Origin of the sequence: Eikenella corrodens, from assembly GCF_900187105.1 — a bacterium.
Classification (GTDB): Bacteria; Pseudomonadota; Gammaproteobacteria; order Burkholderiales; family Neisseriaceae; genus Eikenella; species Eikenella corrodens.
In genome coordinates this window covers 1423310-1435572 of sequence record NZ_LT906482.1, presented here as the reverse complement: position 1 = coordinate 1435572, position 12263 = coordinate 1423310, and the positions used below count along the sequence as shown (strand labels likewise).

The 12263-nt window shown below is 58.4% G+C and carries 12 protein-coding genes; 2 read left to right on the top strand and 10 right to left on the bottom strand.

Annotated elements, in window-relative coordinates; translation table 11 throughout:
- The first annotated feature begins 96 nt into the window (after positions 1–96).
- Entirely contained in the window at positions 97–2907 is a 2811-nt protein-coding gene (locus CKV94_RS07225; protein WP_035581004.1) for an Rne/Rng family ribonuclease, read from the top strand.
- Positions 2908–3133: 226 nt separating this feature from the next.
- Here the strand turns inward: CKV94_RS07225 and CKV94_RS11600 are convergent, their stop codons facing one another.
- From CKV94_RS11600 to CKV94_RS07185, 8 genes are all read right to left on the bottom strand, one after another.
- A complete protein-coding gene (locus CKV94_RS11600) occupies positions 3134–3262 on the bottom strand; it encodes a DUF4926 domain-containing protein (RefSeq protein ID WP_408607582.1) in 129 nt (42 codons plus the stop codon).
- A gap of 2 nt (positions 3263–3264) precedes the next feature.
- Complete coding sequence (locus CKV94_RS07215; protein ID WP_003824131.1) at positions 3265–3555, bottom strand: phage baseplate assembly protein V; 291 nt, start codon at positions 3553–3555, stop codon at positions 3265–3267.
- A 9-nt stretch (positions 3556–3564) separates the two neighbouring features.
- Positions 3565–4689 carry a phage baseplate assembly protein gene (locus CKV94_RS07210; RefSeq protein ID WP_003824129.1) on the bottom strand — a complete coding sequence of 375 codons (1125 nt, stop codon included), beginning with the start codon at positions 4687–4689 and terminating at the stop codon, positions 3565–3567.
- Positions 4673–6037, bottom strand: a complete 1365-nt coding sequence (locus CKV94_RS07205; protein ID WP_003824128.1) for a DNA circularization protein — start codon at positions 6035–6037, stop codon at positions 4673–4675. Before CKV94_RS07205 ends, CKV94_RS07210 begins: the two co-directional genes overlap by 17 nt.
- Before the next feature lie 3 nt (positions 6038–6040).
- Positions 6041–7003, bottom strand: a complete 963-nt coding sequence (locus CKV94_RS11495) for a hypothetical protein (RefSeq protein WP_050754450.1) — start codon at positions 7001–7003, stop codon at positions 6041–6043.
- 98 nt (positions 7004–7101) lie between these two features.
- Positions 7102–8739, bottom strand: a complete 1638-nt coding sequence (locus CKV94_RS07195) for a Mu transposase C-terminal domain-containing protein (RefSeq protein ID WP_080543260.1) — start codon at positions 8737–8739, stop codon at positions 7102–7104.
- On the bottom strand, positions 8732–9211 hold the full coding sequence (locus CKV94_RS07190; RefSeq protein ID WP_003824125.1) for a hypothetical protein: 480 nt from the start codon (positions 9209–9211) through the stop codon (positions 8732–8734). The genes CKV94_RS07195 and CKV94_RS07190 overlap by 8 nt, the downstream gene beginning before the upstream one ends.
- Positions 9212–9276: 65 nt before the next feature.
- Positions 9277–9555: a helix-turn-helix domain-containing protein gene (locus CKV94_RS07185; RefSeq protein WP_003824124.1), complete on the bottom strand. Its 279-nt coding sequence runs from the start codon at positions 9553–9555 to the stop codon at positions 9277–9279.
- Positions 9556–9759: 204 nt separating this feature from the next.
- Between CKV94_RS07185 and CKV94_RS07180 the strand changes: the two genes are divergently transcribed.
- The gene (locus CKV94_RS07180; protein ID WP_003824123.1) at positions 9760–10575 is read left to right on the top strand and encodes a S24 family peptidase; all 816 of its coding nucleotides are present in this window, start codon (positions 9760–9762) and stop codon (positions 10573–10575) included.
- Positions 10576–10719: 144 nt separating this feature from the next.
- On the opposite strand, the gene CKV94_RS07175 is transcribed toward CKV94_RS07180, so the two are convergent.
- Together CKV94_RS07175 and CKV94_RS07170 are read right to left on the bottom strand one after the other, a co-directional pair.
- Positions 10720–11247 carry an ABC transporter permease gene (locus CKV94_RS07175; RefSeq protein WP_003824121.1) on the bottom strand — a complete coding sequence of 176 codons (528 nt, stop codon included), beginning with the start codon at positions 11245–11247 and terminating at the stop codon, positions 10720–10722.
- Positions 11248–11307: 60 nt separating this feature from the next.
- On the bottom strand, positions 11308–12201 hold the full coding sequence (locus CKV94_RS07170; protein ID WP_003824120.1) for an ABC transporter ATP-binding protein: 894 nt from the start codon (positions 12199–12201) through the stop codon (positions 11308–11310).
- Between the last annotated feature and the right edge of the window lie 62 nt (positions 12202–12263).

Below are 12263 nucleotides of genomic sequence, written 5' to 3'. Positions count from 1 at the left end.
AACTTTGTTTTCAGGTAGCCTTCCCCAGCGGCAGCAAAGCGGCCAAACTAATTACACGCTTCGGAATTGCAAACCAAACAAAAGGTTAGCAACATCATGAAACGTATGTTATTTAACGCCACCCAGGCCGAAGAGCTGCGTGTGGCGATTGTAGACGGGCAAAACCTGCTCGATCTCGACATTGAAACGCTGGGCAAAGAACAGCGCAAAGGCAATATCTACAAAGGCATCATCACCCGCATCGAGCCCTCGCTCGAGGCTTGCTTCGTGGACTACGGCACCGACCGCCACGGCTTCCTCCCCTTCAAAGAAGTTTCCCGCGCCTACTTCCAAGACTACGACGGCGGCCGCGCCCGCATCCAAGACGTATTGCAAGAAGGTATGCAGGTCATCGTGCAGGTGGAAAAAGATGAACGCGGTAACAAAGGTGCCGCGCTCACCACCTTCATCAGCCTGGCCGGCCGCTATCTCGTGCTCATGCCGAACAATCCGCGCGGCGGCGGCATTTCCCGCCGTATCGAAGGCGAAGAGCGCCAAGAGCTTAAAGCCGCCATGAGCCAGCTCGACGTGCCGCACGGCATGAGCCTGATCGCCCGCACCGCCGGCATCGGCCGCAGTGTGGAAGAGCTGCAATGGGATTTCAACTATCTGTTGCAACTGTGGCGCGCCATCGAAGAAGCCGGCAACGCCCATCAAGACCCTTATCTCCTATTTATGGAGAGCTCCCTGCTCATCCGTGCCATCCGCGACCACTACCGCTCCGACATCGGCGAAATCCTCATCGACAACCGCGAAGTGTTCGACCAAGTGCAGGAGTTCATGAGCTATGTGATGCCGCACAACGTGGGCAAGCTCAAATACTACGACGACCACATCCCACTCTTCTCCCGCTTCCAAATCGAGCACCAAATCGAAAGCGCCTTCTCGCGCTCCGTGAGCCTGCCCTCCGGCGGCGCCATCGTAATCGACCACACCGAAGCCCTGGTTTCCGTAGACGTAAACTCCGCCCGCTCCACCCGCGGTGCCGACATCGAAGAAACCGCCTTCCAAACCAATATGGAAGCCGCCGAAGAAGTGGCCCGCCAAATGCGCCTGCGCGACTTGGGCGGCCTGATCGTGATCGACTTCATCGACATGGAAAACCCCAAGCATCAGCGCGATGTGGAAAACACCCTGCGCGACGCGCTGCGGAAAGACCGCGCCCGCGTGCAGATGGGCAAACTTTCCCGCTTCGGCCTGCTTGAGCTTTCCCGCCAGCGCCTGCGCCCCTCCCTGGGCGAAAGCAGCCACGTGGCCTGCCCGCGCTGCGCCGGCACCGGCGTGATCCGCGGCATCGAATCCACCGCCCTGCACGTGTTGCGCATCATCCAAGAAGAAGCGATGAAGGACAACACCGAAGAAGTGCACGCCCAAGTGCCGGTGGACGTGGCCACCTTCTTGCTCAACGAAAAACGCGCCGAGCTGTTCGGCCTGGAGGAGCGGCTGGACGTGTCCATCCTGATGATTCCCAACACCCATCTGGAAAATCCGCACTACAATATCACCCGCGTGCGCCCCGACGATGTGGACGACGATGCCGAACCCAGCTACAAACAAGTCGAAATCCCCGAAGAAGACGACAGCCAAACCTTGGAAATCGGCCGCCAAGCCAAACCGGTGAAACCTGAGCCCGCCGTAAAAGGCATCAAACACAGCAGCCCCGCCCCCGTGGTGCAGCAGCCTGCCGAGCCCGGCCTGCTGGCCGGTATCGGCGCCTGGTTTGCCAAACTGTTCGGCGGCGGCGAAACCAAACCTGCCGAAGCCCCTGCAGCCAATAACGGGCGCAACGGCGGCAATCGCGGCAAAGCCCCGCAAAACCGCAACCGCCGCAACCGCAGCCAGCAGCGCGGCCAAAACGGCAACAGCCGCCCGCCGCGCCAGCAAAATGCCGACGATGCCGAAACTTTGGACAACCGCACACCGCAACAGCTGGCAGAGAAATCCGCTGCCGAACAGCAGCCCAATCCGCGCCAACGCCGCCGCCAACGCAAAGACAGCGACGTTCAGGTAGCCTCGGCTGAAAACAATAAGCTGCAGGCCGCCAGCCAAGCGGCTGACATCCCCGAACGCATTGCTGACGACGCCGGCAGCCCTGCAGAAAACCAAGAGCGTGGCAGCGAACGCGGCGATCGCGAGCGCAACAATGAGCGCGGCGAACGCAACGAACGCCGCTCCGGCCGCGACCGCCGCCAAGACAACGGCCAGCGCAACGGCAAAGGCCGAGGTCGCCAGCGCAACATCCCCTCTGCACAGAAAATCATCCAATATCTGGATATTCCGCTGCAAGCCGAGCTGGTGAAATCTGCCGCCGACGTGGTCTTGGGTCTGCACACCGAAGCGCCCGCCACCATGCCGCAGCCCAATGAGGCCGACATCAACAAACCGCTGGTCATCACCATCCCCGAAGTGGCCGATGAAGCCGATGCACCCACCTTCGTGTTTGCCGAAGAAAACACCGCCGAAGCTGCTGAAACCGTAAACCAGACTGCTGTTGCAAGCCCGGTTGCGGAAACAACGCGGGAAGAAGCCGTTGTGGTGGAAACCGTGGCCGTAGAAGCCTCATCCGTCGAAACCCAAGCCGCTCCGGAAGCTGCATCTGCCGATGATTCCATTGCTGCCGCAGCCCAAGCCGTAGAAACGGCAACGACAGCCGTGGCGCAACCTGTTCCGCAACAAACCGCAGCCGAACCCGCGGCCGCCGACCTAGGTGGTCTGGTATTAGTGCAAACCGATCCCGCCGCGCTCTCCGCCGTTCAGCCCGAGCCTGAACAGCCCAAAGGCCTGCGCCGCGCCGATGTTGCCCCCGCCGCCCCGACTGCCGTGCCCGAGCCGCAGCAACTGCAGCAAGTGGAAACCCACCGCAGCTGATGTAGGTTTTCAGGTAGCCTGCAGCGGCCAATAGCAAACCACCCCGAATGATTATTCGGGGTGGTTTTTGATGGTCAATTTCCAGGCTAGCCGGATCTGTATAACTATTCCAAAGAGAGACGAAGCAAGGCAGCAACCCTCAGAATACGGGCACGATAACAAGCTGAACCCACCACATTCCTATTGCTCACGACCAACAGCATTGGAATTCCGTTATTCCATGCTTTCAGCTAGCCTTTCCCAGCTTGCCGGGCTGCTTAAAATCCGTCTGCCCATTTAAGGCGAGCAGTGCTAAGGTTTCGCCGTTCTCTCCTACGAACTCAACCTCATACTTATCTTGCCCGTATATATCCACAATCACGCCGCGTGCGCCGGCAGGTAGGCACCGTTGCAGGTATTAACAATGATGCCGTGGCTGGTCTGGCCACCCAGCGGCACTACGATGCAGTCACTGCCTGCGGGCGGGTGCCCCGTGAAGCCGAACTGCTCGGCATGTTCTAGCGCCTGCACCGTCTCGCCGTCCAGCCCCTCAATCTGCGCGCGTTGCACGCCGGCGGCGGCATCGGTGCGGGCGATTTTGCCCCTGAATGCCTGCCGGATACCGCCCAGCATCCGCTTGATGCGGCCGTCCACTTGTTTAGCGTCCATTTATCATCCTTAAATAACCTGTAATTCCCGTGCCTGACGGCCTTTTCGTCCGCCGCTGCGGTGTTTGCGGCTGCCCCTGCGGCGGCCTTTGCCGCCTTGGCCTTTGTTGTTTTTCGGCGGTTTGGCCTCGGGTATCCATGCCTTGTCCTCTTTAAGGGTGAGGATGGTTTGCGTAGGCTTGCCGCGCCCGCCCACAAATTTGCGCGCCATCAGGAAATAGATACCGTCCAGCCCGTCCGGCTCGCTCAACAGTTGCAGGCGCTGGCCTGGCTGCCACAGTACGCCGTCGTCGTTGCGGTGGCCTTGCACGGTGGCGGTGATGGTGAGGCCGTCCAATTTGCTGTCGCCCAGCCGCTTCTTGGCCTTGCGCTCGGCGGCGGCTTGGTTATCCACATCCGCCTCCACGATAATCAGCGGGCGGTGCACCTTGACCGTGTCGTCTTTAACCGTGGCGCGCAGGTTGTGCTTGCCGCTGTGGCTCTGCCCCAGCACGGTAATCTCGCTGAAACGCTGCGAAAAATCGCGCTCCACCTGCAACTGCTCCACGTTGTTGCCCTGCCCGGATACGCGCACAATCAAATCGGCCACCGGCTTGGCGGTGTAGTCGGGCCCGCCGATCACCAGCGTGCCGTCCGGCTCCAGCCACGGCCACAGCCCGTTGGCCTCGGCATACTGCGCCAAGGCATCCCAAGCGCGGCTGCCCGGCTCGATTTGCACTTTGTTGGTGCGCGCGGTTTGCGCCGCATCGATGCGGATTTTGCTGATGCCCAAGGGTTTGACGATGGTGTCGATAATCTGCTTTAAATCCATATCCTGCGCGTTAAAAATCGGGCAGGAGCAATCCAACAGGATGCCGGCATCGTCGCGGCCGGAAATGGTGAGCGTTTTCTGACCTTTGGCGGTGGTGGTGCTCACGCGGTCGATGCGCCCGCTCAATACGGTATCCTCGCCCACCCGCACTTCCACCGTGTCGCCCGGCTGCACCGCATCCGGTTTGGCGTCCACCGGCCGCCCGAGGGTTACCTGAAAATCATCGGCCGGGGTAAGGAGGTCGCTGTCGATGTCGTAGTCTGTCCACTGGCTGTGGGTTTTGCCTGCGATGAGCAGGCTTACGGTGTTATTGGGCGTAGGCATTTAATACGGTTCCGCGGGCGATAAAGTTGGGATGCATGATGCCGGGATTGAGGCGCAGCAGCTCGGCTTGGCGGCTGTGGTCGCCATACCAGCGGAAAGCCAGCAAGTGCAGGCTGCTGTCGGTCGGTACCACCTTTTGCACCAAGGGCGGGCGCAGGTTAATCAAGGCTTGTGCCTGTTTTTGCAGGGTATGCGCCAACGTGCGCACGCTGTCGGCCAATTCGGCGCTGCCCTCCAAATAGGGCTGCTGCGGCAACAGGCGGCGCTGTTCCAGCTGGCGGTAGAGCTGCTCGGGGTCGGGCGGGTTGTCCTGATACAGCGAGAGCAGCAAGGCGGCCAACTGTTCGGCCTGCTCGGCAGAAGCAGCCAGCATCATCACCGCCAAGCGGTTGGCGGCCAACGCGCTGTTGAGCTGGGCGCGCACATCGGCCAGCAGGCGGCTGATTTCCGCCGGCGTGAGTTCGGGCTCGTCTTGTTCGGCGGCGAAAATATCCGCCAGCTCTTTGGCCAGCGCGGTGCTGCCCACAATGGCAATCGCTGCCGTGAGCGCGGCCACATCCGGCAAGGCGGCCTGCGAGCGGGCGGGCGTGGCGCCGTTATCCAAGCCCTGCCGGTATTGCCACGGCACGGCGGCGGCCGTTTTGGTACCGCCGGCCAAATCGCGCCAGCCGGACAGGCTGCTTTCCGCCGTGCGGTGCATCCCGGCCAGCGCGCCAAACACGCCTTTGAGCTCGGTGAGCAGCACGCGCGGGCTGTTGAGCAGGTTCAGGCTACCTGAAAATACCCCGTTCACTTGGCCGTACAGCCGCCCGACTACATTGAGTACAGCGGCGTGAAAATTGTTCCAGCGGTGCTGCTGGGTGCGGATTTTGCCCAAGGCCTTTTCCAGCACGGCAAAACCTTGGAAGGCGGCCAAGTCGGCCACCCAATCCGCCTCGTCGGCCAAAGCCAGCGCCAGCTCGCGCCCGAAAAACGGCGCGGCGGCCACGCTCTGCTTGAAGCTGATATTGATTTCGGCATAATCCGGGCTGTCCTCGCTGTGCCGCACCTCGAAATCGGCCACCACCGTGTCCGGCACGCTGCCGTAAATCGGGTGCACCAGCTCGCCGCTGCCGTGTTCGCGCAGCACTTTGAGCAGGCGTTGCAGCCGCGCCTCGTAGTCGTCACCATACAAAACGGCGGTGAGGTTAAATTCCAGCGCCTCGCAGCCCGTGTCCTCAATATCCGAGCCGTCCACAAAAGGGTAGCTGTGTTCGGCCAGCGCGTGCACGCCGCGCAGGGTGTCGCCGGTGGCCTCGAAGGCCACGCCTTTGTAACTGGCATCAAGCAGGGTATCTTGCCAACTCATCTGTTAATTCCTTCTGTTATCGCGCTCGGCGGCTTGCGATACGGCGGCGGTGATATTGCCGCCCGACACCGATACGGTTACCGGCACCGGCTGCCGCGCCGCTGCCGCCAACTGACCCGCCGCCGTGCCCATTAGGCGCGAAGCCTCCAAAAACTGGGCGGCGGCCTGCTGGTTGTCGGATACCGCTTGGGCGTACTGTTCGCCGCTGTTTTCCATGCGCTGGGCAGCCTCTTGCAGCTGCTCGGCGCTCATGCGCAGCTCGGGACTGTCCAGCGGGGTATGCCCCTGCCCGCGTAGGTAGTCCTGATAAGCCTGCGCCGCATCCGGGCTTTGGCCGATGCGGCTTTTGAGCCACTCGCCCTTACTGTCTCCGCGAAAGCTGGGCAGATATTTATCCAACCAACGCCCGAAGCCCTGTAAACCCTCGGACCATTCGCCGTACTTATCACGGCGACCGGCCAGATAGGTAGCGCCGCCGAAGCCAATCAGCGGCAGCGAGGCCATCGCCAGCGAGCCGGTAGCGAGGCCGCCGGCCGTTCCGCCTGCTGCGCCCCCGCCACCGGCAGCACTGCCTCCGCCGAAGCCTAAAAGGCTGCCGCCGGGCATAAAACTAAAAACACCTCTGGCGGCGGCGGCCGCTGCTGCCATCCAGCCAGCACCGGTGGCCACCTGGGCTTGATCGGGGTTTTGTTTCGCCCAACGGCCGAGTGCATCCATGCCACTACCCACTTTATCGCTTACGCCCTTAAATGCACCATATTCAGCATCGGAGTAGGCCGCTTCGCGCTCGCGCTGCTTTTGCAGATAGGCGGCAATCTTGCGTTCGATTTCCTGCACATTGCCCGGGTATTTGCCGTGCAGGTATTGGTTCACCACGGGCGAGGTGACGCCCACGGCACGCGCCACCGCCGATTGCGAGAGGCCGTTATCGCTGATATAGTCTTGTAAATCCTGTCTGATGCTCATCTTTAAAATCCTTTTAAAAAGGGGTTTCAGGGTTTTAGCTGCGCAGAAACTCCGCTGCGCTGCGTTTTCAGGTAGCCTGTTGCCGCAGGCTGCCTGTTTTACTTCGCTTGCTGCCGCTCCCATTCGTCGCGGTCGCTTTCAAACATAAAAATCTGAGGTTTTTTCGCCGGCACGGGCTCGTAGTTCCCATTGCCAACCAGTAATCCGAAGTCGGGCTGGTGCTCGATGGCCGGGCGGGTTTCTTCTTTCGCCAGCCGGATGGTGTTTTCCGCGCGTTTGATGCGGCCTTTGGCACGTCTTTCCGCCAGCTGGTCGCGTACCGTAATCGGCATGGCCGCGCGTTTGTTGCCGTCCACCTTGGCTTTGCACACAAAGCTGCCGTCCATCTTGTACACATACACCCACTCGGCATCGTCGTAGTCGTAAGCCACCCGCACGTCTTCGCCGTGCAGCTCGGCTAAGTCGGTCGAAAAATACACATTGCCAAACAGCTCAATCTGCCCGCGTGCCACCTTGCGCACTTCCTGCGGCCTAAACAGTACGTCCAGCTCCGCTTCGGCCAGCAGGTCGGGGGCGAGGTTTTCCTGCTGCATCCGCAGGTCGCGGTATTGCAGCGGGGTGTAGTGCACGCCCTCGGCGTTTCTCGGCAGCTCGCTGTGCGGCCGGTTGTTGTAATCGGCGATGCACTGCATCACATCCGCCATAAACTGCTGCCAGCTCGGCAGCTTGGCCTTGTAGCGCTGCTGCTCGGGTGTCAATTCCTTGCCCTGCCGCCATGCGTTAAATGCGCTGTCCATCTTGCGGTACTGCACCTTGGCTTTAAAGCTGTGGCCGTCGCCGATCCACACATCATTTGGCCGTAAAGCCTGCCAGTCGCGCCGGATATAGGGCAGCAGCGATTTGTAGGCCGCACCCGTCATCCGCCCGCGCTGCTGCATAATCTGCGGCAGCTTTTTCCACACCCGCCGCACCGTATCCAAGCTCGGCAGCTCGTAGGCCGGTTGGGTAGCCAGCCAGCCTTTGGCAAATTCCTGATAGCTGTGCGCCAGCTTCGGGGCGCTCGGGCGGCAGTGGTGCGCCATAAAGTCGGCCAGCCAGGCAATCTGCACCACCGGCGTCTCTGTTTTGGTCGGGCGCGGTGCCAAAGCGGCCAACCGCGCATTGGGCGAGCCGGCGGCGCGGTAGGCCGCCACCCAGCCTTTCAGCGTGCGTACACTAATGCCGCGTTGGTTGTTTGCGCGGGCATTGGCCACCGGCACCAAATAAGCCAGCGATTCCGATAACTGCCCACTTTCCACCTGCCGCACCACAAACTGCACCGCATCCGTAATCCCAAAGCCGGTTACCTCATGCAGCCGCAATACCTCCGCCGCCAGAGCCATCCGCGCATGGGCGCAGTCGCGCTGCTTGTCGTTCAAACCCATCGCATAGTCGTCAATCGGCAGCCCCAGCTGCTCCATCCGCCGCACCGCCACCGGCCGCTTGGCCTTGGCCACGCTCGGCAGCACCGCCGGCTGTGATTGAGCCAGCAACTGCTCTGCCTGCCGCTCCCGTACCGCCGCTTGGATTTCTTCAGGTAGCCCGGCCACTTGGTATTCCACACCGCCGCCGCGTTGCGCACGTCTGCGGTTCGGCCAATATTCGCGCTTAGCTTTATCGGAGATACCTTTAGGGGTTTTAGGTAGCGAGGGGATGCTGAGCTGCGCTAATTCAGCCGCACTTAAATATTCACTCATGGCTTTCATCCCCAAAATCCAATTCCGGATTGCCGGCCTTTTTCACGTTCTCACGCTGATAGGCCAGCAAAGCCAACACATTGGTTAAAGCTGCAATGGTCTCGTTTATACCGCTGCCGTCTTCGTGCCATTTAGCCAACAGTGCCAAAGCCTCGGCTGTTTGGCTCTGTACTTGTGCCATATCTGCCGCTTTACCCTTACGCCCGCGCGGGATTTCAATCACCACCCGGTCTCCATGCAGTACGCTTAGGTATTCGCTAATAAAACGGCTGCCTGTTAGCGCCTCAAACTGGGCTATCCGATTGAGTGGCAAAGTGTTATCCAACAGCCAGCGGTAATAGGTTTTAAGCTCCACCCCCATCAGGTCGGCCATCACTTTAGATGGACGGTGCTGTTCTTTAGCATGCCGTTTGGCCAGCTCAATCGCATGGTCTAGAGAGGTGGCTTTCGCCTGTCGTCTGATGGTTCTCATGGTAAAAATTCATCAATCGAGAATTTAAATTCGTGATTTTTTAGCCTGTTATCCGTACAATACATTTACGCATTACACGTACGGCGCAATACAGGCTGGAAATTTCGTGCCGCATACCGTTGTGGCCAAATTTGTTCTGGCTTCATGCCCAGCGCATCAGCAATGACCCGTTCGCTTTTGGGATAAGGTTTGATTAAGGCACCATAAAGAGTGGTTGGATGCACGTTGGCTTGTGCTGCTAGTGCGCGAATCGACCAACCCCGTTTTTTCAGCGCAGCAATGATGTCTGCACGGTGCCAATCCAAAAGCTCCGGTGTTGCTTTTTGAGCTGTATTTTTTTTCATCTTGAATACCTATTTTTTGTCAGTTGGGGAATTGACTAGATGTAGGTATTATAGCGTTAAACTTAAAATTAGCAAGTAAAATTTATATCGTTAAACTTAAAATTTATGAGATTTTATTAGGTTTGGCTATAAATATATGATTTAAAGAATAAAATATTCTAAGATTAACGTTATAGTTATTTATAGGTTGAGGTTAGTCTTCGTATGGAAAACTTTAACGTTGAGTTTGCGAAGCGCATGGAGATAGTCGTAAAGAGGCTTGGTAGCGTCTCCGAACTGGCAAGAAGAGTGGATGTTGCCTACCCAACGGCCACAAAATGGGTTAAAGAGGGTGCAGAGCCCAGTACCACTAACCTGATCAAAATCGCTGACGCCTCTCAAGTGAACCTGTTATGGCTGGCCACAGGGCAAGGTGCTCCCTATTTAGAAGGAGAGCAAAGTATTTCTGACGAATTAGAGCAGGAAGGGCAGCGAATACTGCAAGAGCAGTTGAAGAAGACTGATCAGATAGTAAAAAGTCTGCAAGAAGCTAGACGTATAAGCCGGATAGGCAGCACTCAGCCATTAGATGTAAATGGGAATGCTGTAGATATTGATGAATTTGTCTTCATCCCGTTCTATGATGTATCTGTATCTGCTGGGCAAGGTGCTTGGGTGGATAACGACCGGCCAAAATCCTGCCTCGCCTTCCGCCGCGATTGGCTAGAGAGCTACATTACATCTGATTTTTCCACGCTGACAGTGGTCATGGTTAAAGGCGACAGCATGGTTGGTGTGCTAAATGATAAAGATGCCATCTTGGTCGATCACAGCCAAACCGAGGCCTCTGATGGTCTGTATGCCTTGCGCATCGGTAACGAGATTTTTGTCAAACGCGTTCAACGCCTGCCTGATTCTTTGCTGATCACCAGTGCCAATCAGGAATATCAGCCGTTCACGGTACCACTGGAAAATGGGGATGCCGCCAGCAGTAATGTATCTATTATTGGCAAAGTGGTTTGGCTTGGCCGTGCTCTTTAAATGCCCGCCTCCTGATAAAACCATAATTGCTTAAATTCTGCTTTAAAAGCGTTTAATCCCCACTTATTCCGGTGCAAAAGATAACGCATTTTTTATCAAACTAAAGCAAAAGCTGGTGCAAGTTTTTTCTTGCCCCAGCTTCGCTCAAATCCGCACCTGATAAAGTTTTTCGCCGTTTTTGCCTCCGGCCATCCCAGTGCAAAAATAACCACCTCCCCACACATCAAAGTATTGCGCCAGGCGTGCCTGGGTGTAGTGCTGGCGCATCAGGCCTTTGATGCCGAGCAGCCAGCCGCGGTCGGCATCGGGCTGGAGCCACAAGCGCAAGGGCTGTTCTTTTTCCAGCGGGGTGGTTTCATCGTTTGGATTGAGCAGCAGCAAATCGGCCTCGCCGCGCTGTAAGGCTACCTGAAAATCGGCCAGGCGGCTTTCATCGGCCAGCTGCACTTTCAGATTCTCGTTTTGCAGGGCTTGCAGAAACTGTTGGTTGAGCCGGCTGTCGGGTTTGCCGAGCAGCACGATTTGCGCGTCGGGATTGAGGTTTTCCCGGCTACTGCTCAAGGCGGCCGACATAATCAGCATAAACAGAATCGGCATCACAAACAGCACGGCCACGCCGTGCAGGTCGCGGCTGAGTAGCTTGAGTTCTTTGGCAATGGCGGCGGCTAACATGAGGCCGGCCTTATGGGATGGGATGCTTGCATGGGTTTGATCATATTCATTTTATGGTTTTCAGGTAGCCTGTTTGGCCAAGAAGTCCAAATAAAAGCTTTCCAGCGAGGCAAAACCGAAACGGCAGGCTTCGGCGGCATAGCCTTTATCTTGCAGTGCGGCCAGCAGCTCGGCGGGCGCATCGGTATCGAAATGCAGCGTGCCGGCGGCGGCGCGGCGGCCTTGCAACGCGGCCAGTTCGGCATCGGGCAGCGGCGGCATGGTGCGCAAAGCCAAGCCGGATTGCCCGCCTTGGCGCAACACCTCATGCAGGCCGCCGTGATACACCAGCCGTCCGCCGTGCAGCAGCGCAATATCGCGGCACAACAGCTCGATTTCCTGCAAATAATGCGAGGTGTACACCACCGTGATGCCCTGCTGCGTGAGCGCGGCCACGCTGTCCAAAATAAAGCGGCGCGATTCGGGGTCGATGCCCACGGTGATTTCGTCCAAAAAAATCAGCTTGGGTCGGTTGATGAGGCCGATGGCGAAGTTTAAGCGCCGCTTCAGGCCGCCGGAGAGGTGTTTGGCCAACTTGGCGCGGTGTGCAGCCAGGCCGGTCTGCTCCAGCAAGGTTTTCAGGTAGCCTTCGTCGCGCACGGCATACAGTGCGGCGAAAAAGCGCATATTGTCCCACACCGAAAGCAGGGGATAAAAGGCAAAATCCTGCGGCACCAGCGAAATACGCTGCCGCTCTTTGGCCGGCAGCCTGCCCAGCGGCACGCCGTCAAACAAAATCTGCCCGCCCTGCACCGGCAACAGCCCGGCCAAAAGCGACATTAGCGTGGTTTTGCCCGCGCCGTTGGGACCGAGCAGGCCCAGCGCTGCCCCTTCGACTATCGGCAGGCTCACGCTATTGAGCGCGTTTTCCTGCGCCTGCGGGTATCGATAGGTAATTTCCTGTATTTCAATCATAAATTGCTAAATTTTAAGCCAAAGCAACGGCAACCGGCCGTTGTGTTCGGCTACCTGAAAAA

Coding starts and splice junctions, on each gene's coding strand:
- CKV94_RS11495 (WP_050754450.1), bottom strand. CDS start 7,003: ATGAGCATCAGACAGGATTTACAAGACTATATCAGCGATAACGGCCTC.
- CKV94_RS07170 (WP_003824120.1), bottom strand. CDS start 12,201: ATGATTGAAATACAGGAAATTACCTATCGATACCCGCAGGCGCAGGAA.
- CKV94_RS07190 (WP_003824125.1), bottom strand. CDS start 9,211: ATGAGAACCATCAGACGACAGGCGAAAGCCACCTCTCTAGACCATGCG.
- CKV94_RS07215 (WP_003824131.1), bottom strand. CDS start 3,555: ATGGACGCTAAACAAGTGGACGGCCGCATCAAGCGGATGCTGGGCGGT.
- CKV94_RS07185 (WP_003824124.1), bottom strand. CDS start 9,555: ATGAAAAAAAATACAGCTCAAAAAGCAACACCGGAGCTTTTGGATTGG.
- CKV94_RS07180 (WP_003824123.1), top strand. CDS start 9,760: ATGGAAAACTTTAACGTTGAGTTTGCGAAGCGCATGGAGATAGTCGTA.
- CKV94_RS07210 (WP_003824129.1), bottom strand. CDS start 4,689: ATGCCTACGCCCAATAACACCGTAAGCCTGCTCATCGCAGGCAAAACC.
- CKV94_RS07225 (WP_035581004.1), top strand. CDS start 97: ATGAAACGTATGTTATTTAACGCCACCCAGGCCGAAGAGCTGCGTGTG.
- CKV94_RS07175 (WP_003824121.1), bottom strand. CDS start 11,247: ATGTTAGCCGCCGCCATTGCCAAAGAACTCAAGCTACTCAGCCGCGAC.
- CKV94_RS07195 (WP_080543260.1), bottom strand. CDS start 8,739: ATGAGTGAATATTTAAGTGCGGCTGAATTAGCGCAGCTCAGCATCCCC.
- CKV94_RS07205 (WP_003824128.1), bottom strand. CDS start 6,037: ATGAGTTGGCAAGATACCCTGCTTGATGCCAGTTACAAAGGCGTGGCC.